General features: G+C 32.4%; 21 protein-coding genes and 1 pseudogene. 6 read left to right on the top strand and 16 right to left on the bottom strand.

Annotated features, from left to right (window positions below; translation table 11 throughout):
• Positions 1-189: 189 nt before the first annotated feature.
• A complete protein-coding gene (locus ISP08_RS02390; RefSeq protein WP_195719232.1) occupies positions 190-1,068 on the top strand; it encodes an ROK family protein in 879 nt (292 codons plus the stop codon).
• Between the two features lie 65 nt (positions 1,069-1,133).
• Here ISP08_RS02390 and nagB read toward each other — a convergent pair whose 3' ends face one another.
• The 3 genes from nagB to ISP08_RS02375 form a co-directional block, all read right to left on the bottom strand.
• Complete coding sequence (nagB, locus tag ISP08_RS02385) at positions 1,134-1,880, bottom strand: glucosamine-6-phosphate deaminase (protein WP_195719231.1); 747 nt, start codon at positions 1,878-1,880, stop codon at positions 1,134-1,136.
• Between the two features lie 68 nt (positions 1,881-1,948).
• Positions 1,949-3,487 carry a glucose-specific PTS transporter subunit IIBC gene (ptsG, locus tag ISP08_RS02380; protein ID WP_195719230.1) on the bottom strand — a complete coding sequence of 513 codons (1,539 nt, stop codon included), beginning with the start codon at positions 3,485-3,487 and terminating at the stop codon, positions 1,949-1,951.
• Positions 3,488-3,603: 116 nt separating this feature from the next.
• Positions 3,604-4,410, bottom strand: coding sequence for a MurR/RpiR family transcriptional regulator (locus ISP08_RS02375; protein ID WP_048793885.1), 807 nt, complete (start codon positions 4,408-4,410; stop codon positions 3,604-3,606).
• Positions 4,411-4,570: 160 nt separating this feature from the next.
• Here ISP08_RS02375 and ISP08_RS02370 point away from each other — a divergent pair, with 160 nt between their 5' ends.
• The gene (locus ISP08_RS02370; RefSeq protein WP_048793884.1) at positions 4,571-5,239 is read left to right on the top strand and encodes an N-acetylmannosamine-6-phosphate 2-epimerase; all 669 of its coding nucleotides are present in this window, start codon (positions 4,571-4,573) and stop codon (positions 5,237-5,239) included.
• 58 nt (positions 5,240-5,297) lie between these two features.
• On the opposite strand, the gene srtA is transcribed toward ISP08_RS02370, so the two are convergent.
• Positions 5,298-5,891, bottom strand: coding sequence for a class A sortase SrtA (gene srtA / locus ISP08_RS02365; protein ID WP_195719229.1), 594 nt, complete (start codon positions 5,889-5,891; stop codon positions 5,298-5,300).
• A 165-nt stretch (positions 5,892-6,056) separates the two neighbouring features.
• On the opposite strand from srtA, the pseudogene ISP08_RS02360 reads away from it, so the two are divergent.
• A pseudogene (locus ISP08_RS02360) lies at positions 6,057-6,547 on the top strand (N-acetyltransferase family protein).
• A 69-nt stretch (positions 6,548-6,616) separates the two neighbouring features.
• On the opposite strand, the gene ISP08_RS02355 reads toward ISP08_RS02360, so the two are convergent.
• Positions 6,617-7,291, bottom strand: a complete 675-nt coding sequence (locus tag ISP08_RS02355; RefSeq protein ID WP_195719228.1) for a haloacid dehalogenase type II — start codon at positions 7,289-7,291, stop codon at positions 6,617-6,619.
• 523 nt (positions 7,292-7,814) lie between these two features.
• Here ISP08_RS02355 and ISP08_RS02350 point away from each other — a divergent pair.
• Positions 7,815-9,722 (top strand): helix-turn-helix transcriptional regulator, encoded by a 1,908-nt coding sequence (locus ISP08_RS02350; RefSeq protein WP_196931187.1) that lies wholly within the window; start codon positions 7,815-7,817, stop codon positions 9,720-9,722.
• A gap of 78 nt (positions 9,723-9,800) precedes the next feature.
• On the opposite strand, the gene ISP08_RS02345 is transcribed toward ISP08_RS02350, so the two are convergent.
• The 5 genes from ISP08_RS02345 to ISP08_RS02325 all read right to left on the bottom strand — a co-directional run bounded on the left by ISP08_RS02345 (position 9,801) and on the right by ISP08_RS02325 (position 16,271).
• On the bottom strand, positions 9,801-11,537 hold the full coding sequence (locus ISP08_RS02345; RefSeq protein WP_195719226.1) for a glycosyltransferase family 2 protein: 1,737 nt from the start codon (positions 11,535-11,537) through the stop codon (positions 9,801-9,803).
• Between the two features lie 137 nt (positions 11,538-11,674).
• Positions 11,675-13,363, bottom strand: a complete 1,689-nt coding sequence (gene tarL / locus ISP08_RS02340; protein ID WP_195719225.1) for a teichoic acid ribitol-phosphate polymerase TarL — start codon at positions 13,361-13,363, stop codon at positions 11,675-11,677.
• A gap of 39 nt (positions 13,364-13,402) precedes the next feature.
• Positions 13,403-14,428, bottom strand: a complete 1,026-nt coding sequence (locus ISP08_RS02335) for a ribitol-5-phosphate dehydrogenase (protein ID WP_048793877.1) — start codon at positions 14,426-14,428, stop codon at positions 13,403-13,405.
• Positions 14,421-15,137 (bottom strand): D-ribitol-5-phosphate cytidylyltransferase, encoded by a 717-nt coding sequence (locus ISP08_RS02330; protein ID WP_048793876.1) that lies wholly within the window; start codon positions 15,135-15,137, stop codon positions 14,421-14,423. The genes ISP08_RS02335 and ISP08_RS02330 overlap by 8 nt, the downstream gene beginning before the upstream one ends.
• Before the next feature lie 300 nt (positions 15,138-15,437).
• On the bottom strand, positions 15,438-16,271 hold the full coding sequence (locus ISP08_RS02325) for an alpha/beta hydrolase (protein ID WP_195719224.1): 834 nt from the start codon (positions 16,269-16,271) through the stop codon (positions 15,438-15,440).
• 268 nt (positions 16,272-16,539) lie between these two features.
• On the opposite strand from ISP08_RS02325, the gene ISP08_RS02320 reads away from it, so the two are divergent.
• Positions 16,540-16,839 (top strand): hypothetical protein, encoded by a 300-nt coding sequence (locus tag ISP08_RS02320; protein ID WP_048793874.1) that lies wholly within the window; start codon positions 16,540-16,542, stop codon positions 16,837-16,839.
• A gap of 88 nt (positions 16,840-16,927) precedes the next feature.
• Positions 16,928-18,085, top strand: coding sequence for an ArgE/DapE family deacylase (locus ISP08_RS02315; RefSeq protein ID WP_195719223.1), 1,158 nt, complete (start codon positions 16,928-16,930; stop codon positions 18,083-18,085).
• A 171-nt stretch (positions 18,086-18,256) separates the two neighbouring features.
• Here the strand turns inward: ISP08_RS02315 and ISP08_RS02310 are convergent, their stop codons facing one another.
• From ISP08_RS02310 to ptsG (ISP08_RS02285), 6 genes are all read right to left on the bottom strand, one after another.
• Positions 18,257-19,231 carry an alpha/beta hydrolase fold domain-containing protein gene (locus ISP08_RS02310; RefSeq protein WP_195719222.1) on the bottom strand — a complete coding sequence of 325 codons (975 nt, stop codon included), beginning with the start codon at positions 19,229-19,231 and terminating at the stop codon, positions 18,257-18,259.
• A gap of 90 nt (positions 19,232-19,321) precedes the next feature.
• Positions 19,322-19,840 carry a GNAT family N-acetyltransferase gene (locus tag ISP08_RS02305; RefSeq protein WP_195719221.1) on the bottom strand — a complete coding sequence of 173 codons (519 nt, stop codon included), beginning with the start codon at positions 19,838-19,840 and terminating at the stop codon, positions 19,322-19,324.
• A 173-nt stretch (positions 19,841-20,013) separates the two neighbouring features.
• The gene (locus ISP08_RS02300; RefSeq protein ID WP_195719220.1) at positions 20,014-20,343 is read right to left on the bottom strand and encodes a thioredoxin family protein; all 330 of its coding nucleotides are present in this window, start codon (positions 20,341-20,343) and stop codon (positions 20,014-20,016) included.
• A 67-nt stretch (positions 20,344-20,410) separates the two neighbouring features.
• A complete protein-coding gene (locus ISP08_RS02295; RefSeq protein ID WP_239682610.1) occupies positions 20,411-20,815 on the bottom strand; it encodes an acyl-CoA thioesterase in 405 nt (134 codons plus the stop codon).
• Positions 20,816-20,890: 75 nt separating this feature from the next.
• Positions 20,891-21,418: a VOC family protein gene (locus ISP08_RS02290; protein WP_195719219.1), complete on the bottom strand. Its 528-nt coding sequence runs from the start codon at positions 21,416-21,418 to the stop codon at positions 20,891-20,893.
• A gap of 187 nt (positions 21,419-21,605) precedes the next feature.
• A complete protein-coding gene (gene ptsG / locus ISP08_RS02285; protein ID WP_195719218.1) occupies positions 21,606-23,681 on the bottom strand; it encodes a glucose-specific PTS transporter subunit IIBC in 2,076 nt (691 codons plus the stop codon).
• Positions 23,682-23,794: the final 113 nt, after the last annotated feature.

Raw genomic sequence — 23,794 nt, 5'->3', positions numbered from 1 at the left:
CTCCGTTTTCATAATGTTGTAACATAGCCATTCATTAAATAGCTCGTTAAAATTTTTACTTTACAGCTTGAATTGTAAACGCTAACATTTAAGTTATCAATAGATTTTTGAAAATATTAATCAAACATACGTTAAGTTAATGAAAATATTTTTCATTTTAAAATAAAATCATCTTTGAGGAGGAGCAAAATGAGTAATTATAAAGTAGCAATTGATATCGGTGGCACAAATATCAATTCGGCAGTTATCAACGCTGACGATTTATCATTTGTCGAAAGTAATAGCGTTCCAACACCTAACAATGAGACAGACTTGATCATCGACGAAGTTTATCGCATTGCTAAATCTTATAAAGACAAATACGCCATCAATAATTTAGATTTAGGTATTTCAAGTGCTGGTGTCATTGATGATGAAGCAGGAACTGTTGTGTATAGTGGTCCGACAATACCTAATTATAAAGGGACAAATTTTAAAGATTATTTAGCTCCGTTATATTCAAATATTGCCGTTCTGAACGATGTAAACGCGGCGTTACTTGGAGAGCTAACTTACCATAACTATCGTCAAGATAATATTTTTTGCTTAACTATCGGTACTGGTATTGGCGGTGCGTTTTATAATCGTACTTTGGGGATTCACACAGGCGCAAGGCATCGAGCTAACCAAATTGGTTATTTACTTTACGATAGCCATAGCGAAACGACATTCGAAACTCGAGCTTCCACTTCTGGCCTCAAACAACTTATGAAAACTAAAAATTATCGTTATGAATCAAATGTTAAACAACTTTTTAAAGATGCTAAAAAAGGGGATGCGTTGGCTAATGATATATTAAATGAATGGAGCACCTATTTGGCTGAGGGTATTGCGCAAATACAAATCATTTATGATCCTGATGTTATTCTTATTGGCGGTGCTATATCGGCACAAGGCGAAAATCTATTAAACTACATTGTTCCAAAATTAGAATTCTTTTTACCACATCATTATGGTCATGCCCAAATTCAAACCACTTTATCATTAAATAACGCGGCGCTTATCGGAGCAATAGCAAAATTACTTTGATTTTGAAATATAAAAGAGACGAGACATCAATTGATGCCTCGTCTCTTTTGTTATAAAGTCACTACTTACAGTTCATTATCCTCTTTAAGCTTATTAAAAATTACATCATCTACATAAATATCTACATTTTGGTGCTGATGTAATATAGATGCAGGTAAATCAGTTGATACATCGCCTTGTAATAAGCGTTTAACAGCGTCTATTTTCTTATCGCCAAAGGCTAATAATATAATATGATTTGCCCCCATAATAGATGATAATCCCATTGATACTGCTTGCACTGGTACATCATCAACGTTATCAAAGTTTACACTGTTGGCTTGAATAGTAGAAGGCGTTAAATTAACTACGCGTGTACGACTATTAAAAGAAGTACCTGGTTCATTAAATCCTATATGACCGTTTTCCCCAATCCCTAGTAATTGTAAATCTATGGGTCCACATTGCCCAATCTGTTGCTCATAATTATATGCTTCAACTTCTAAATCAGGACCTACCCCACTAGGTATGTGAATATTGTTGTCATTCCAAGTATTATTGTATTTAAACAGACGTTCTTGCATATATTCATGATAACTTTGCTTATCTTCCGGACTTAAGCCTACATATTCATCTAAATTAAACGTTACAACATCACTCATATCTAAGTTATTGGCATTAATTAACTCTACCAAATATTCATATACATCAGTCATTGTTCCACCCGTAGCTAAACCTAATACCGTATTGGGTTTTGAAATAATTAATTTTACAATTTCTGTAGCTACATGTTCACTTGCTAATTGCTTTTCTTTCAAATTAATAACTTTCATATTTATACCACCCATTTTATATAACTTCATGTCTAATACATTACCTATATTATACTTTTTTATGTTTATTATTGATTATCTTGCTCTAATAATTCTTCGACTTCATTTTTGATAACTGTTACATGAGGCCCATATATAACCTGTACACCATTCCCTTTTTGTACTACGCCTCTTGCATCAGTTGCTTTAAGTTTTTCTTTATCAACGGCATCATTACTTTTTAATGTAACTCTCAACCGTGTCGCACAACAATCAACAACTTCAATATTTTCTTTTCCGCCTAAACCTTCTACAATCGTTTTTGCACGGCCTGTAGTATCAACTTGTTGTACTGCAGATTTATCTTCTCTACCCGGTGTTTTCAAATTCAACTTCACAATCAACGTTCTAAAAATCACATAATAGAGTATAAACCAAACTATGCCTATAGGTATTACTAATAAATAGTTTGTTTTACTATTGCCTTGTAAAACTCCAAATAAAAGGAAATCAATAAAACCTCCACTAAATGTTTGCCCAATCGTAATATTAAAAATGTCGGCCATCATAAAAGCTAGACCATCTAATAATGCATGTACAATATACAATACTGGTGCAACAAATAAGAAACTGAATTCTAGTGGTTCGGTAATACCAGTTAAAAATGAAGTAAGTGCACCTGATAACATAAGTCCACCAACTACTTTTTTATGTTCTGGTTTAGCAGTATGGTAAATGGCCAATGCAGCACCACATAACCCAAACATCATCGTAATAAAGCGACCTGACATATATCGAGAAACACCTGAATAAAATTTTGTCACGTGACTATCGCCAAGTTGTGCAAAGAAAATATTTTGTGTTCCTTGTACTAGATGACCTTTAACTTCCATACTGCCACCAAGTGCGGTTTGCCAAAATGGCAGATAAAAAATATGATGTAAACCAAATGGACCTAACAAACGTAAAATAAAACCAAAGAAAAATGTCCCAATAACACCAGTTTTATTAACTAACCCACCTACATTAAAAATCCAATGTTGGACAGTAGGCCAAATAAAGAACATCACTATACCTAGTATTATAGAAGCAACAGCAGTGACAATTGGCACAAATCTCGAACCACCAAAGAACCCAAGGTACGGTGGCAACTCAATTTTATGAAATTTATTATGAAGACCAGCTGTCATCACGCCGGTAATAATACCACCAAAGACCCCTGTCTCGACTGTTTGGATACCTAAGACCATACTTTGACCATGTTCTGGCAAGTTACTCTTAGCTAGCGTGTCAGATATATTTAACAAACCATTCATTGATGCATTCATGATTAGAAAACCTAACATCGCTGCCAACCCAGCAGTCCCCTTATCACTTTTCGCTAATCCAATAGCAACACCTACTGCAAATATGACAGCTAAATTTTGAAAGACAATATTGCCTGCCGACGACATTAAAGTAAATATATTTTGTAATAGCCCAATATCTAATATCGGATAAGCTTTTATCGTATTAGGATTACTCAACGCCCCGCCAATACCTAATAGTAACCCTGCCGCAGGTAAAATAGCGATTGGCAACATAAATGATTTACCGAATTGTTGTGCTTTTTCAAAAATGTTTTTCACTCTGCCACCCCCGATTACCTATAATATAACTTGAGTTAAAATTATTATCAATATATATTAATTAAATGAAAAACATTTTCATTTTTTGCTCGTGTAGCCTTTTATTGTGCAATGCATCATTGATATTTATCGTTTAATATGACATCTGTCGTTTTGTTGTAGACTTTATGCAGATGATCATCATCTAGTAATAAATAACTAACGATATCGATTAAAAATAAAGTAGCTATTTGTGTATTAATGAAACGACTATCATTTGTCCTTGATTGATCGGTCGTAATTAATACTAAATCTGCACATTCAGTTAATCCGCTACCTTGGTAGTTAGTAATTGCGACTACAAAAGCACCCTTTTCATGCGCAATATTGGCAGCGGTAATGAGTTCTTCCGTTTCACCACTATTTGAAATGGCAACGAACGTATCTGAAGCCGTTAATAACGAAGCAAATATTTTCATTTGATGTGAATCTGTAGAAACATTCCCTTTTAACCCCATGCGCATCATTCTGTAATAAAACTCTGTGGCTGAAAGTCCTGAACTCCCAATACCTGCAAATATAATTTGTCTACTGCGCATTATTTGATTTACAAAACTTTTAATACTACTGTCTGAAATAAATTCACCTGTTTGTTGAATTGTGTTTTGATGGTAGTTATGGATTTTTTGAATTAATGGACTATTTTCAATTTCATTATTCGTCATCTCTTGTAATAAATTAAATTTCATATCTTGAAAGTTTTCATATTTTAACTTATTGGAAAACCTTGTAACAGTAGCAGGTGACGCGCCTACAGCATGAGCCAATGAATTTATAGTTGAAAATGTATCATCAAACTCACTGCTTTTGATGTATGCAACTATTTGTTTATCTGTCTTTGTAAATAAATGCTTATAACGTTGCACTCTATTATCAAATTTCATGATTATTTCCCCCTTTTATTTATATATATTGTAATATAAAGGAAAAACTTTTTCATTATAAGATAAACTATTGATTATTATTTTCTTAATGTTATATTGTACATATTGCAAAACATAACACTATTTTTATAAATTCTATGTAATGGAGCGTGTATATTTTATGTTACCTCAGGGACTTATAGTTTCATGCCAAGCTTTACCTGACGAACCTCTACATTCATCTTTTATCATGTCAAAAATGGCATTAGCCGCATACGAAGGTGGAGCGGTAGGAATTAGAGCAAATACGAAAGAAGATATTAGTGCAATTAAATCAGTAGTTGAGTTACCAGTAATTGGTATAGTTAAACGAGACTATGATAATTCAAAAGTATTTATCACAGCGACTTCTAAAGAAGTAGATGAATTAATTGAAAGTCAATGTGAAGTTATAGCACTTGAAGCTACAGATCAAGAACGCCCTAAAGAAACATTAGCTGAATTAGTAGACTATATTAGAGTCAAAGCACCAAACGTAGAAATTATGGCAGATATTTCTACTATCGAAGAAGCAAAATATGCTGAAGAATTAGGTTTTGACTATATAGGTACTACACTCAGAGGTTACACGTCATATACACAAAGTCATAAACTTTATGACAATGATTTTGAATTTTTAAAATCCGTGCTTGAGACAGTAAATACGAAAGTAATCGCTGAAGGTAACGTTATCACGCCTGACATGTTTGCGAGGGTTACAGAATTGGGTGTTCATTGCACTGTTGTGGGCGGCGCAATTACAAGACCTAAAGAAATAACAAAACGCTTTGTTAATGAACTGAAAAAATAAAACGTAAAAAGACTAGGACATTAAGAGGTGTTTACGCCTTAACTTTGTCCTAGTCTTTTTAAATTGCTTGAGCAATAAATATTTTTCTATCATCCCATTCACCAGTTTGCTCATTATAATTATCGCAAGTTATGAGTGTTAATTGATTCTTTTGTCCTTGATGTTCATCGAGTACTTGTACATCAGAAGGTTTTACATCATATATTTTTACTATTTTATATTTTCTTGTCTGGTTGCCCACTTTAAAATAAACTTTGCTATTTTTTTTGGCTGCTGGTAAATTTGTAAATTGGTAATGTGCTCTATCTGTAAAAGTATGGCCAGCAATGGCAATGTTTTGATCATTAAGCGATTCGTCTTTTTCTGCAAAACTTACACCTTGCTTGAGTTGTGCAGGTGTAGCTGGTCCAGGATAAACCGGCGTTTTAATTTTAGCATCGGGTACAGAAAGCACGCCTGCTGCCTGTGATTTATCTTTAGGTATTGTTGCCTTTGACTGGTGTGTATGTTCCTTATCGTATCGTGTAACTTGTTGCTGATCATGCCGTTGTTGTAGATAATTTTCTATATGAGGCTTTAAGAAAATAGCAATAGCCGCTAAAATAAGCAAAACCCCAATGACAGTCATGGCTCTATTCGTCCATCGTTTCATGCATAACTTCCTTTATCAATTTAGTTATTATTAAATATAGCACAATATAGAAAAATTTTTAAGCTACAATTCAACTACTTATGTGTTAAAAGTCCTTACACTAATTTGCAATTATAGTAAATTTAATATAAAAAGAAACTAGATGAAAATTAAAGGGATGATTGTATGATACGTTTTGCTACAAAAGAAGATTTACCTGCAATACTAGAAATTTATAATGATGCCATATTAAATACTACTGCAGTATATACATATGAGGCGCAAACACTTGAAAATAGAGCGCAATGGTTTGACATTAAAAAAGCGAATAATGAGCCTATTTTTGTCTATGAATTAGAAGATAAAGCCGTAGGATTTGCAACTTATGGTTCATTTAGAGATTGGCCGGCATATCAATATACAATTGAACATTCAATTTATGTTGATAAAGACTATCGTGGAAATGGCATTGCTCAAAAATTGTTAACTGACTTGTTAACTGATGTTAAAGCTAAAGGCTATAAAACAATTGTCGCTGGTATCGATGCAACAAATGATAAAAGTATACATCTGCACAAAAATTCAATTTCTCATATTCAGGCACAATAACAAATGTGGGCTATAAATTTGATCAGTGGTTAGACTTAGCTTTCTATCAATTGGATCTAACTGAATAATTCGAACGTTATATTTTGACCAGTACTCAATGTTTGTCGAATGATCGACATTTATTGTACTGGTCTTTTTTATTTTCTCATTTCTAACCATTTCACTAATTCATTAAGATTATTCACCGTAATTGTTGGTTCTGCACCATTTTCATCAAATATTTCATTATTTCTATTAACCCAAGCCGTATCAAATCCAAAGTTCGCTGCACCATTTACGTCCCATGTATTAGAAGAAACAAATAAAATATCACTTCTTTTAACTTGATAATATTTTAATACAAGCGCATAACTGGCCGGGCTCGGTTTATATTGTTTAACTTCATCAACACTCATGATAGCATCGATATGTTCAGATATAGCTGAATTATCAACTAAAGTTCTTAACATATTATCATTGCCGTTAGATAATATTGCCAATTCTAAATTTTTATTTTTTAATTCAACAAAGGCCTTAGGTACTTCTTTAAAATAATCTAAATGTAGATAACCATCGAATAATTTATTAATATCTTCTCTACTATGCTTAACTTCATAAACGTCTAAAGCGTAACGCAAAGCGTTTTTTGTCACTTCATCATAACGGATATATCGTTGCATTACTTGTCTTAATGCGGCGTGGTGTAACTGTGTTTTTCTCCAAAGATTAGCTATTTCTTGAGCATGCTTATCATCATATTGTTCAATGTAGTCTTTAATAGAATTCACATCAAACATCGTGCCATATACATCTAAAACGATTACTTTATACATATTACTGCCCCCCTCTTAAACACATACATATTATTATTTATTTAGCCAAAATTTAAAATTTGAAACAATACATTACTCACAATACAAATTGTTACTATCATTTTTGCAATGCACGTCTCATTATTAATACAAAAATTTAACTTTAAACTACGTAATGAAGAAACCATTTTATTAAATAGACATGCCTATTTATTACTAAAATTTATGATAACTACAAAAAATACAAAACTGACATCTTATTTTATTACTTTTACACATAATCTAAATAATAATAAGTTATTAACCTCCATAATTGTTAAAGTAACAGTTAAAATAAATAAAATAACTAATTACATGAGGTTTTATTATGACGAGTACACTTTCAATTCTTAATAATGTTACTACGCCGCTCAAGCGTTGCATTAATGAAGTCATCATTTTAATACCCCTTTCCGAAACAAATGTAGTGAATGTAAATGGCACCATTCACCATATCCAAAATGGGCTTATAATTAACAATTGTGATCTTTATCAATACCTCAGCGTGAATGAACTGATAGAGTTGAGAATTCCTTTAACGTTATTCATAGAACGTGAAACATCGCTTGCACATTGTTATTTCGACTTTGATTTACTCAATAATCCAAATGTATTGCATCATCTTATTACGCCTCATCTATGCATCCGTTATAGTAATACAACAATTTCAACGAGTGACATTGGCAGCATTATTTCCTTATTGCTTAAAGAGACTAAATGCACTTTGCCTCATCCGTATGTGCCACAAGTCACAACAAAACATAAATTATTGAATGATATATTAACTTATATAAATAATCACTTGAACGATGCCATACATACTCAAACCGTCGCACAACATTTTTTCATATCACAATCTTATATTTCTATTTTGTTCTCCAACGTCATGCGTATGCATTTTAAAAATTATGTAATCAGCCTAAAAATAGCTTTATCATTACATGATTTGTTATCACCTAACCAAAGTATACAAAGTGTTGCAAGAGCCTATAGTTTTATGAATTTAAGTACTTTTACCAAACATTTCAAATCATACTTAAACGTACCTCCTAAAGTATATATTCATCAATACAATAAACAAATGTCCTTATGCCAAAGCGATTTAAAGATTAACTTAATAACTCAGGATTATAATAAGTTGCTCACGAATAACCAACAACAAGAGACAACACCCTTACCATATACATTAAATTTAAACACGTCTTGGCAAACTCAATCGTTCCCGATACCAATGACGTTTATCACAATTAAAGATATTGCGACGTTAAGCAAGTTGATACACATTCAAGACGACTATTTTAATTTAACGAACTTCTCTAAACCGCACATATATATAGAACAACTGGCAACAAGCAATCTCACACCTTTCAATATTAAACTAATATTAGCAATTCTACCTAAACTAAAAAGTAAAAATTGTTGCTTGGTATTGCCCATATATTCCATAGCTTTCTATCAATTACTTGAACGACAGTTGTTAAAAATTATAGATAGTAACTGTACTTACTATCCTTACTATAAATCTATTAAATTCGTTATACATGATGATTGTTTATCAGCTACACAACTTGATTCTTTAAAAAGACTTATACGTAAACGATACCCTAATATTAATATAGGTGCTTCGTTAGATAATTATATAAATAAACCTCAAAGTAACTTTGCGTCCACGATTAATTTTGTGCGTGACTCAAATATGGACTTTTATTTTATTAATCAACATTTTGCTACATTAATTTACAAATTAACTCATACTACACAAACTATTAATGGTTGCGAAGCCTTACTTTCTTTCATCAAAGACCTTAAATCATATGCTAAGTTATTAATATTTACACATATTGCTACGGATGACATTAATAATTATTTCAATGCTTATACAGAAATCAATGATGTAAAAATCAGCCGTTTTCTAATAGAATTATCACAACATATAGGAGGTTTCGGCTTCCCTTTATTACAAGAGCACAACACTGATATTGCGGTATTAAATCCATCAACTAGCAGTATGTCACTCATTCATATATACAGCATGCTACTACCGTTTATGGGACAAAACATCCATTTTCATGAATTAGGTCTATTAATGACTAAAGACAATACTTTTGAAATATTATTTTATGATGGCGCTCATACTATAAACGCTTCATCTCAATATCTTATAACGATTAAGCATGAATTCACACAACATTTTCAAGTGTTCAATCGTGTGTTAGGGCCATCATCAAATCTTTTTACTAAACCGCTTGCTAACAATACATCAATAGATACGTTGCAATTGGATAAAATGCTTTTAGATAATTTTAGTAAAGTTAATACGCCAAATGATTACATAAAGGTTCATAAGCATAACGTTCCACTTGAAGTACTAGTGGATAAAGGGTCACTACATTATTTAAAGTTATATACATAAGTGTTAAGCACAATTATGAAAAATTAAAAGAGGGTCACTACAACTAATAAGTAGTGACCCTCTTTTAATAAATGACAGTTATTTCTCTTTATTAAAATTCAAAGTTAAATTTTGCGCTTCTAATTTGAATGAATTTTTGAACATTTTTGATTTTATTTTATCTTGTAATTCAAGAACATACTTAAATACTGCACCGTTACCAACTTTACTTAAATAACCATAAGTGAAGCCGTCTTTCACAACGATTGAAGTTAGTCCTTCAGTTAATATGTAGTTGAATTCATTACATGTTAATTCTAATTTTTGTCTTCCTTTCGGAGCCACTGTAAATATATCATCGACTTTAATTGGCGTAACATAGAACGATAAATTATCATAATCTTTAGTGAAGTATGGTGTGAATCTGAAATAATTATTAGCCTGTTTACCTACCGTGCTTGTTTCTGCTTTATACTTATATTTATTACGATTACTACCAATACGTTTATCAAAAGTCATTTCCCCGAGTGTAACTTCAAGTACCACGTCCCACACTTTTTCATGTTTTAAATATGTCATCATTTCATCTAAGTTTGCTACAAATTTAAAACGATTTTGATTATTAACAGTAAGCGGGAGATAAATTACTTCTTTTTTATTACGAGATAGTAATTTAATTCTCATTGAAGCTGATGTATGATTTGGATCGAATATAGTTCTTACCAATTGTAATTCAATAGTGAAACCTTGATCATTAAAGTCAAACTGTGACATCTTCACGTCAGGTTGTGTAATATTTTCAAAAGAGAAGAAAGGCTCGTTTTCAGCGAACTGAATTTTTAGCGCTGTACCCTCTAATTTTGAATTATAAAATTCCCCATTCTTATAACTTTGTTCGACAATTTTATAGTTTTTAAAATCTTTATTACGTCCATAATATAATAAAGGTCGTATGTCTTCGTTTACATATTGATCTGCTTCTTTAGGTACTGTTTGAACGAAATCACCGAGTGCCTCCATCCATACTGCCGTTTGATCAGCTTTTACGTTGAGCGAGAAATTTCGTGTACGTGAAAATGAAAAATGTCGCGTTATAAATTGGCCAATGATTTCTTTTTTATTTTCTAAGTCACTATTCAATATTTCTTCTACGATGAGCGTCATGATTTTATAAAAATCTATAGGTTTCACATAGGCCGAACTCATATGCTCACCTTCACGTTTTGTAGCATAGTAATATGATTTATCGGCTAGGGTTGCAATATTGTCCGCATGTACATAAGCTTTCATTGTAAAGAGTTGGTCTTCCGCACTTTTTAAGTCTTCCGGGAAATAAATATTATGTTCTTTTAATAAAGCAGTACGGTAAAACTTAGTAGGACTTAATGTATAAATAATTCTTGAATGGGCTAACGTTAAACCATCTTCTGTTTTCTTAAACATAGAGCGTGGCGCACCACGTCCATTAACGCCTTCCATTTTTACTAAAATGACGTCTGAATTATTTTCATCTACAAAGTCAGATACATCTTGCAATGTATCTACATTGATATAATCATCAGAGTCGACGAAAAATACATATTCGCCTTTAGCTAAAGCTAATGCTGTATTTCTAGGCTTACCTGGTCCCCCAGAGTTAGCGTCTAATTTTTTTACAGTTAAATTTAAGTCTTTATTGTATTTTTTTACTTTCTTTAAAGTATCATCTTTAGAACAATCATCTACTACAATAACTTCAAAATCATTGCTATCATAAGTTTGGTTTTTCAAACTATTCATTAATTCTTCAATATATGCTTCGGAATTATATGTCGGTACAATAATCGTAAACTTCATGCTTTCTTTTTCACTCCTAAAAAAAGAACTGAGTTGCAAAATAAATATACCCTCTCACAGATTAATTTAAAGCTATAATCTTCAAATTAGTTTATATTATTTCGCTCTCAGTTCAAATTTATATCATATTACTTTAATTAACTTCCAAATAATGTTCTTACTAATCTTTCGCTTGATCGACCATCTTGATATTTAAAGTGTTTGTCTAAGAATTTAGGTACTTTTTCTTGTTCAAAATCTTCGTTATCAAGTGCTGTAATTAAGTCATCAAATGATTGTACAATTTTACCAGGTACAAACGTTTCATATGGTTCATAAAAATCTCTTGAAGTAATATAATCTTCAAGGTCAAATGCATAAAACAACATCGGTCTTTTGAATACGGCAAATTCATATACAAGAGATGAGTAATCACTAATTAAAATATCAGTAATAAATAAAATATCATTCACTTCTCGAATGTCAGAAACATCGACAAAATATTGTTCATATTCTCTTGGAATATTAAGTTTATTCGTCACAAATGGATGCATTTTAAATAACACAACTGCATTATTTTCTTCACAGTATCTTGCTAGTCTAGCAAAGTCTATTTTGAAGAAAGGATAATGTGCTGTATGGTGCCCATGCCCTCTGAACGTTGGCGCAAATAAAATAACTTTCTTACCTTTAATAATCGGTAATTCTTCTTCCATTTCTTCAGTTATTTTACGTTCGTAATCTTTATCGAATAAAATATCAGTTCTAGGCACCCCAGTAGGGATAATATTGCGTTCTTTAATACCGAAAGCTTCACCATAAAATGGAATATCATTTTCCGCAGAAACGAATGCTTTCGTATAATTTCTATGATTTACAGAATTGAAGAATGGCCCGCCTCTTTTACCTGCACGACTAAAGCCTACAGTTTTGAATGCACCAACGGCATGCCAAACTTGAATAATTTCTTGGCTCTTTCTAAAATTCACAGTGTAAAGTAAAGGATGGAAATCATCGACGAAAATATAATCTGCTTTACCTAATAAATACGGAAATCTAAATTTATCGAAGAAATTACGACGCGCAGAAATATTATGTTTAAAAAGTGAACGAATATCATATTTCTTATCAAGGTTTTGGCGTAACATTTCATTGTAAATGTACTCAAAGTTACCAGACATTTCAGCTCTTGAATCTGAAGTGAACAGTACAAGATTTCCTTTTCTCATATGGAAAAATTTCGTCACATAAAATATTGTTTTGAACATAAAGTTACGAATATTATATGAATACTTATTAAATTTCACTTGATATTCCATAATTTTCTTCGCTACTGGATTTAACTTCGGTGCTGGCATTTTGAAAATTATTTTTAAGACAAATTCATTTACTTCACTGGAAATCATAGGTTTCACAGTATAATTTGTTTTCTTAGAGTTGCCGCCTCTTTTAAACACATACTTAAAATGATCCAGTAAGAAATTATTTTTACCATTTTGAGTTTCAATGAGCTCATATTCTTCTAATTGTTCTTCATCTAATTCATAATTAGATGGGTCTAACAATGACGTATTAATATTTGCAATGTAATCAAAATCACCTTTATATACTAGAAGATATTCACCATTTGGTAAGTAGTTTCCATCGTCTAAAATAGCCACATTAAAACGTGCTGTAAATTTATCGCCTTCTACTTTGACATCATTTGCGTATAGTTCTTTTGTTTCAGTTAAATTTCTTAACATGAAATTTTTGTTGTTTATCTCCAGTGCTTCAACATGACCTTCAATAAATAATTGGATACGTTCCCAGTATATATCGTCAATTATTATTTTCGATTTACTCAATTTTAAAATCCTCTCTTCTACCATTCATGATCATTTATATTACATCGTCCATTTAATAACTGTTTTACCCCATGAAGTAGATAAATCTGCTTCAAAAGCTTTAACAGCATCATCGATTGTTTTCACTTCAAATTCATTACCTTTAAGTAATGATAATTTTTCAACGACATCAGGATTTTCTTTATAAAATTTAGCAATGTCTTGGAAATCCTGTGCACCACTACGGCTACTACCAATCATTGTTATTCCTTTTTCTAATACTAAGCGCGTATTAATTTCAACCGGATATTCACTTACACCAAGTAAGCCAATACTACCTTCAGGTGAAATTAAATCAATGATTTGGTCGATAGCTGATTGGCTACCTTTACCACCGACACATTCAAAACCATGATCGAACGTTACGCCTTCTGGCACATTATGAATGTGATAAACATTTTCTACAAATGAAAAGTGGCTTAATTTATAATCTGTTTTACCAAATACATAAATTTTAGCTTCTGGGTATAATTTATGCAGTAAAATAGCAGTAATATATCCTAAGTTGCCGTCTCCCCATACACCAAAACTATTTTTATTGGAAATTGATTTTCGTTCAAAACGTTGAAGTGCATGCCAACTCACTGAAACAAGTTCAGAAAAAGCAATCGTGCTTAAGTCAATATCATCTTCAACTTCAACGATACGGTCATGGTCTAAAAAGACATAGTCCTGCATAAAACCATCGACGCCACTTGATCTAAATTTACTCGTAGGTAAATAATTTTCAGCAATTACATCGTCCGTTTCAGTTGGTGTATTAGGTACCATGATTACTTTAGTACCCGCTTTGTATTGACCTTTATTATCGTAAACTACTTCACCGACGCCTTCATGAATAAGAGACATTGGTAATTTCTTTTCTAATACAGCCTCGTTTCTACTGCCAGTATAATATCTTTGGTCGGCCGCACAAATTGATAAATATAAAGGTCGAACGATAACTTTGTCGCTTTTAATATTTTCATTATTATATGTTACTTCAATTTGTCTTGGCGCTACGAGTTGATAAACTTGGTTAATCACTCAGCATCCCACCCTTTATGATTGAGTTTGCGACTTTTAGATCATAAGGTGTTGTAATTTTAATGTTATATAGTTCGCCTAATACGAGTTTTACTTTCTTATCAGCTACGACTAAAATTTTACAAGCATCTGTAAGTATTTTTTTATCGTCTTCTGATAAAGCATTATAGCTATCTCTTAATAGATTAATATTAAAAGATTGCGGTGTTTGACCTTGATACATTTCGTCACGTACTGGAATAGAATCAATTGCTTCGCCATCTTTAGAGGTAATAATCGTATCAGTTGCCGTAATTACTGTATCTACCGCACCGTGTTTAATTACTTCGTCGATGTTTTCTTTAATAATACGTCTCGTTAAGAATGGTCTTACTGCATCATGCGTAACGATAACGTCTTCATCAGTAATTTTATTTTCCGCTTCGATGGCATTAATAATACTCATAATTGTTTCGTTACGGTCAGCACCACCTTGAACGACTACAACTCTTTCGTCAGTGATATCATGTTTACGAAGTGTGTCTTTCGTATGCGAAATCCATTTTTGAGGTGTAGCAATATAAATTTTGTCAAATTCACTTGTTAATAGAAACTTCTCTACCGTATGTACCAATATTGGCTTCCCGTCTAAGTCTAAAAATTGTTTTGGTAGCGGCACGTTTCCCATTCTTGAACCTACGCCACCAGCTAATATACCAGCATATATCATTTAATTTTCCTCCTAAGTATTCAATCTATTTTTCTGCCTAGTTTGAATGAAAATTTATAAGTATTTTTATAGTATAAATTGCAATCTCTATAAGTGTTTTTTTATCACATAAATTGCAATCGTCATTTTAAATTTAAAGTTATATTTTATTAGAATTATTTTGGCTATGACTATTATAATAGCAATTTCCACTTATCATTTCTAGTTATATCCATTGCACACAAAATGCAAATGAACCAATCTAATTTACCTCTATTTATATGCAGTTAAATACTTGCTAACAATGGGTTGCTTTATATCTTATTGTTCGCTTTGCTTTAACTGAATCCAATCGATAATATCTTCGAAAATTGTACTATTATACTTACTCTCATTTAAAATTTCGTGTTCTAATGTATCATAAATACGTAATGATTTGTTAGTAGAACCTATTTCATTAAAAAATTGTAATGCGTCTTCATAACTTACTAAGCCATCATTTAAACCATGCATAATAAGTACATCATCGACAAAGCGCGCTGCATGCGTTTTTAATTTATCGACACCACTATCAAGGCTGTAAATTAAACCTCGCGAAATACGCTTAGCTACTAAGTCATCTAGCTCATATTTTGCTTGTACATCTTTATCAGAACACACACCCTCACCTAGCGCATTGTCGATATAACTATCTTTAGGTAAAGTACTGTCCTCAAGAATTTCACTAAACAACCCTTTATTATCGCGTGTTAACGCGCCAGAAGTAACAATGCCACGCACTTGATTAGGATAAAATGTACCATAGAGTGCGACAGTATAACCGCCCATGCTATGACCAATTAGAAATATATTATTACCATAAGTCGTGCGCACAAAAGAAACCACTGCCTGCAAGTCTTCTACAATTTGGCTATCATTATCATAATAAGTTTGTGCACCTTCTGAACGACCATGACCTCTTTGATCATATCTAATGACATTGAAACCATTAATTTGTAACCTATCTGCTAGTTCGTCATAACGGTCTAAATGTTCAGCAAGGCCGTGGACGATAATAACATTAACACTATCTTCATAGTTATCAGTGTAGCCTTCATTAACTTTAGTATACAACTTAGTTCCATCGGACGATGTTATATGTTTAATGTAGTTCATTTAAATCGCCTCCTAAATCTAACCGTAAGTTCATTAAGTTATACTAATTATATAACTTTACACTCAATATTAAAAACGATAGCTGACATCATAGCTTAATTATCAATAAAAATTCATTGTATTAGCCTTATTTTTTATCGATAAGCATACAATATCTACCTATAATATTATTTCATTAAATTTTAACTTTCAATTTACGTTCACTTAATAAACACGTGGTAATTTGAAAGTGTACTCAGATATAAGCCATTTAGGAGGTTGTTAAAGTATGCGTAAACCTGTAAAGTTAGCTGTTGGTATTTATTTAGGGACAATTTTAATCATTTCTAGTAGTTATTTAATCTTAATTTTAATCGGCAGTATGCAAGGCAATGACATGAAAGGTGCTGTCACAGACGGTAAAAATACTGAACAAATAAAAAGTTCTACCGCAAATAAAACTAATAGCAACTCATCATTTTATAAATTCTCTCAAAATTTACAATTCCAACTCATATCAAATTCTTCGCACTCCTATATAACACATGCTTTATATAACCTACCAACAAAAATCCCTTCAATTTCATAATTTAAATTATTATTATAACCCCTTATATTTCATTTAATAACGCGCTTTTAGTTACAATTAAGATGAGATAAAATAAGGGGGTTTTTTTATGAGTAAATTTTCAGATGCTGAAAAGGTTCAGATTTTAAGTGATTTAGTTAATATTCAGTCAGTTAACGATAATGAATTAGATGTATGTAACTATTTACACCAATTATTCAAAGCACACAATATTTATTCTGAAATTATTAAAATTAGCGACACAAGAGCAAACTTAGTTGCAGAAATTGGCTCAGGTAAACCTGTATTAGGCGTCTCAGGTCATATGGATGTTGTATCTGCTGGGAATATCGATAATTGGACGTATGATCCATTCCAATTAACTGAAGAATCAGGGAAATTGTATGGTAGAGGCTCAGCTGACATGAAATCTGGTTTAGCTTCATTTGTAATTAGTCTTATTGATATTCATGAACAAGGCTTATTACAAGAAGGTACTATCCGTTTACTTGCCACTGCCGGCGAAGAAATTGTTGGTGAAGGTGCAAAACTTTACCATAGCCAAGGCTACATGGATGATGTCGACGCGCTTATTATCGCTGAACCTTCTCAAGATAGAATTATATATGCACATAAAGGTTCTATGGATATTCGTGTAAGTTCTACAGGTAAAGCTGCACATAGCTCAATGCCTAAGCTAGGTTTCAATGCTATTTCTCCATTAGTAAAGTTTATTTATAAAGCCGATGAAAACTTCAAAAAATTCGATAAAACAAATGATTTATTAGGGGACCCTGTTTTAAATGCTACATTATTTAATGGAGGTACACAGGTTAATTCTATCCCTGAATTTGCGCAAACCGAATTTAATATTAGAACTATACCTGAACATGATAACAAGCAATTCGTATCTTATTTCAACGAAATTTTAAAAGAAGTTGAAACTGAAGACACTAACATCAAAGTAGACACATACATGTCTCGAGATCCAGTTTATACAACAGGTAAAAATAGCTTAGTAACATTAGCACAAGAAATGGGGAGAAAATATTTAAATACTGAATTATCAGCACTTGCGTCCCCAGGCGTTACAGATGCTTCAGATTTATTAGAACATAAAGATGAAAACTTCCCATTCATCATGTTTGGTCCTGGTCATATTAGCCAAGCTCACCAAGTTGACGAACATGTTGATAAAGATATCTACCTTACATTTATCGACTTATTCACCGAGATGTTACCTAAATATATAAAAAACTTGAAATAGCCAAGCATTAAATTTAAGCCATCAATATCATTAAACAGCACATAAAAGTCATTAATGGGCTGTTTTTGCATTCATGTTTTAAAGGATATTCAAAAATTCTGTACAACACGCAATAATCAACGTATTAAAAAGGCACTTACTATTAAACTTACTAGTAAGTGCCTATTATCATTAATATTTGCCGATGATGCATTTCAACTGTTCAATTGTTTGTTGTCTTTCTGGAATAGGAAAGATAGGAAAAATATGGAACAGATTGTATCCAGGAATAAAATCGTGTTTAATATTTTTTCTGTTTAGCATTTGAGATAATTTTAAGCTATCTGGATAAATGGTTTCTTTTGTACCTATAACAATAGTAACATGACCTAAATCTTCTAAATCTCCATTTATCGGTGATACTCTCCAATCTGTTAAAGGTAAATCATTCGCCCACAGTTCTGTGAAGAATTTACTACCTTCTATGCCTAACATCGGGTCTACCTTTTCATATATTGGCGCTTCTGGATTGCTAAAAGTAGCATCTAATACAGGTGAGATTAACACGATATTACTCGGTTGTAATAATTGTGCTTGCTTTAAGTATTGTGCAAAGGATAATGAAATTTGACCTCCGGCCGAATCGCCCATAATCGTAATTTGATGCGCACTTTCAACTGTAGTTATGATTTGTTTGTATATTTTCATAAGTAAATTGAACGTTTGTTGGTAATCAGCATGAGGCACTTTAGGATATATTGGCATAATCACTTTGGCATTCATTGATGAAGCTAACAAATCAATGAATTCAAAGTGGTGTTTCAATGGATCTTGGTACCATGCGCCCCCATGAATATATAGTATAACGTTTTGTTGTCTATTTTCTTGTGCATTTACAACATATACACTTGAATTATCGATGGTCTGTACAACAACATCATTGTTAAAATGATAACTTGTACCCTCATATTCACCTTTAGTCGTGGCTTTAGTTTTTTCAAGCGAAACTTGAGCATCCTCTATACTCGAGAAAGTTTTTTTCATACCACTCAGTCTAAACATTGTCTCAAATAAAAAGCTAGGATAACTCCTTTTAGCTTTTACTTTAGTATAAACATAAGATGCTAACACGCTCGCACTTGCAATAGTTAATAATTTTCGTATCATTGTTATTCCTCCATAATGCTCTTACCATTATTTTAAATGAAATAACTACAAATTTTTAGTAAAAACAATTACAAGTTATTTTATGTATCTTTACCAAAGATTCGCTTCTGCTAATGGCTCTTCTTTATTTAACATTTTAGCCATGTATAATTCATCATGATACAAGCCTTCCATATAGATAGATTCTCTTTTAATGCCTTCTATCATAAAGCCCATTTTTTCATATAGATTTATGGCTGGATTATTATGAGTAAGCACTGTTAATTCTAAACGTCTTAAATCTTGGTTCCTTGCCCAAGCAATGGTTTCCTCAAACATTTTAGTAGCAAACCCTTGTTGTTGATATTCTTCCATTAAACCAGTCGTTATATAACCTTTATGTTTCACTTTTTCAATATTGCTAATATGTAATGATATATAGCCCACAATTGTGCCATCATTCTTTTTCACGCCAACGTAATAATTGTGTTGTATATCTTCGTATAATTTTAATGTTTCAAATGTACGTTCATCTGGTAAATAGAGCATAAACTGAGTTTCTTTATCTATTTGTTTCATGCATTGATATAAATTAATAGCTTCATCTGCATTAATGCGTTCGACTCTCATTACTACCCCCCCCCTTTTTTGACCTATTTATCATGTCACAATTGTATCATACAATTAAGTTGTGACATATCTAATATATTTCCAACTATACCTAACTACGCACAACATTAAACTTAATTATCCATTTGATATAAAAAAGATGAGGAAAATGTATTTTCTCCTCATCTTTAGTATTATTTATTTAAACTGTCATGCATAAGTGACAATTGTCTTTCTAACTGTTGCATATCTATAAATCTACCTTGACGATGCATCTCTTTTCCATCCATATATATAATATCGACTGGCACTGTAAAAATCGAAAGTTCGCCTGCAATAGCTTCAACTTCACTTTGATTAATAACGCCAAAAGCAACATCATCATATTCTTTTACTAATTCTTCAACCTGAGGCAAAACGGCATGACATACACTACAGTTATCTCGCATCACATGTAATACTGTTAAGCGATGTGTTTCAATAAAATTGTGAAATGCTTCAATGGAATGTAACTCTTGCCTCATACTCACACCTTCTTTGTAACATTTACAAATTGATATCTAACGTAGCACTTTTTCACTTCGTAAATGTCTATTTTATTAGATTTTGGAAAACTTCTGGCACTCTTTCTACTGCTTGCTTTTGTAAATTATAAAATGTGCCACTTTGTTTACCAATGCAATGCATTTTATGTTCCGAACTGATCTCAAACTCAAATTCCCATCTTAAGCGACTCGCTTTCACTAAGTAACAACGTCCAACTGGCTTGTCATGAATTGTAATAGGCATTTGATATTCCGCTTCAGTTTTCATCAAAATAGGCGAAATATTATTTTTCATCATTTCAGAATAACTCATATGTTGATTAATAAAATCTGTTCTCAAATCCTCAAACCATCTTACGTAAACGATGTTACTCACTATCCCCATTGCATCAATGTCGTAACCATTTACTTCTAATTCTCTCTCTGCTACTAATATTCTCTCTGTCATGATTTTCTCTCCTCAAAACCAACATTTATATTTTAAAAGCTACCTTTATAAATTGCAGCTGGCTAATACATATGATTGTCAGTCATCAGCTTCTGGTGTAAACACAGTACTCTCACTATCTTCTGGGTAATAAAAACCATTAGGAATTGTTTGTAATTCAAGCAAACTCCCCCATGGTGTTCTGACGTATACAGTCGCATTTCCTTCTGTATCTTCATAACGCGTATTTTCATGCGGTTCAGATAAAGGGACGCCTCCTGCACGTTTCACTCGTTTTAACGCTTGATCAAATTCATCTACATAAAACGATATATGTGTATAACCTATATCTTGAAGGTTTTCTGCACCTGATTGCTGTGCGTCCTTAAATTCAAACATTTCAACGTTAGGACCGTTACCAAACACGAGCATTCTTTTTTTAATTATTTTAGCACCACGTTCTAAACCTAATACATGTTCTACAAAAGTACCGGCACGTGGATCATCAGCTTTTGTCTGACTATCATAAGCTATTTTAGCATCTAACGCTTCTTTAAAAAATTTTGTTGCTTCTTCGATATTTGGTACTGTTAATCCAATATGATTTATTCCTCTTGATATAGACACGAAATTCACCTCTATTAAATAAGTTATAATATATTATTCCCCAAAACGCTATTCGTTAAAGCTGTATGTCTATTCTCATAATTACTAACTACCAAAATAAAGGCTAACCATCTTACGATGATTAGCCTTTATAATTAAAAGTACATTTAGATAATACTGGATGCATTATTTAAATGTTCTTCAAAAGTTATTCTTTTATTTTAATGTTTATTATTATATCACCTTCATTAACCTCATCTGTAGTAACAAGTTCTATATTTGCTTGTTTCAAATTAGTAAAGATTAATGGCGTAATAATACTTGGCGCATGTTTTTCTATATAATCTAAATCAAGTTTAACGAGAGGTTGACCTTGTTCGATAATTTGCTCTGCCTCTACTAACGTTTCAAATCCTTGCCCATTTAATTTCACAGTATCAATACCAATATGAATGAGTAATTCTAACCCTTCATCAGACTCTAAACCTATAGCATGTTTAGTAGGAAATACTGTTTTGACTTTACCATTAAATGGCGCTGTTACAACATTACTTTGAGGTATAAACCCAATACCATCCCCCATCATTTTTGTAGCAAATACTTTATCAGGTACGTCTGCTAAGGGTATTGGTTGGCCGTTGAATGGTGCCGAAATTTGAATGGTTTGTCCCTTAGTCATTACACTTTGCGTTTCTTGCTTCCTCTCTTGGTATTCAGAATCAGACGTATCAATGATTTCGCCTTTAATAATACGATTCATATCATGTTTCAGTTGGTCTGACATAGGACCAAAAATTGCCTGAATATTGTTTCCTACTGTTAACACACCAGATGCACCTAACGATTTTAATGTATCAGCATTCACCATATTTTTATTATTCACTTCTACACGTAGGCGCGTAATACATGCATCTAAATGAGCAATGTTGCTTTGTCCTCCCATAGCGTGTAATACTTTAGACGGTAAACTAGACATTGCTGTCTGCTCTTCTTTAACCTCTTCGTCCTCTCTACCAGGTGTTTTCAAGTTAAATTTAGTAATAACGATACTGAATAAGAAGTAATAGATGATTGCATACACTAAGCCTACTGGTATAACCATTAGCGCATTTGTACGGTCCCAATTAAGCAAACCATATAATATGTAGTCTATAAATCCACCCGAGAAAGTCATTCCTATTTTCACATCTAATAAATGCATTATTAAAAATGAACTTCCTGCTAAAAATACGTGAACAATATAAAGTACTGGGGCTACAAATAAAAATGAAAATTCCAATGGCTCAGTAATACCTGTTAAAAAAGAAGTAAGTCCAGCTGATAACATTAACCCAGCTACTAATTTTTTATTTTCAGGACGCGCACAGCGATAAATTGCAAATGCCGCCGCTGGTAAGCCAAACATCATAAATGGATATTTACCTGTCGTAAATGCACCAGCCGTAAATGGCACGCCATCATTCATTTGTGCTATCCAAATACGTTGATCGCCTCGTACTACATCTCCAGCTAAGTTTACATATTGACCAAATTCAAACCAAAACGGTGCATAGAATATATGGTGCAAACCAAATGGAATTAAAGCACGTTCAATGATTCCAAAGACAAACGTAGTTAAAGTTAAATTTTTATTTAATAAGAAATTGGATAAGTTGTTTAAGCCATCTTGAATAGGTGGCCAAACAAAAGTTAATACCACACCTGCTAAAATAGCTACTAACGAAGTAACTATTGGCACAAAACGTTTGCCTGCAAAGAACCCTAAAAATGGCGGTAGCGATATGTTGTAAAACCTGTTATAACACCATGCTGCTAAAGCACCCATAATGATACCACCAAACACACCACTCTGTAGGGTTGGTATACCTAAAATAAGTGCATGCGATTGTGCTTTACTTGCTTGGCTCAATGTTTTAGCGCCGTCAACATAACTATAAATATCATCTATTGTAATATTTAAAATTTTACCCATCGTTGCATTCATTATTAAATACCCAACGAGTGCAGCTAATGCAGCTACTCCATCTCCACCAGCCAAACCTAACGCCGTCCCAACTGCAAAGAGTAATGGTAAGTTTTCAAATATAATTTGACCAGAAACTTCCATGATTGATGAAATAACTGTAAATATTTCATGTTTTAACCAAGGTGCCAATGACACAAGTTGTTCATTGTGCATAGCATTACCAAGTGCTAATAAAATACCGGCAGCAGGCAATATAGCAACAGGTAACATTAAAGCTTTCCCAATCCGTTGCAAATGACCGAAAAACCGTTTAAACATGTTATCTAACGTCCCTTCATTAAATTATTATCGACGATGTGCACAAAAAAAGGCATGAGCAAAAAAACTATTCGTAAAAATAGTTTGCTTTGCTCATGCCTGCCTATCCAGTA

This window comes from Staphylococcus lloydii, assembly GCF_015775975.1.
Lineage (GTDB): Bacteria > Bacillota > Bacilli > Staphylococcales > Staphylococcaceae > Staphylococcus > Staphylococcus lloydii.
Note: the sequence above shows the minus strand (reverse complement) of the source record. Positions and strands in the feature narration are given on the sequence as shown.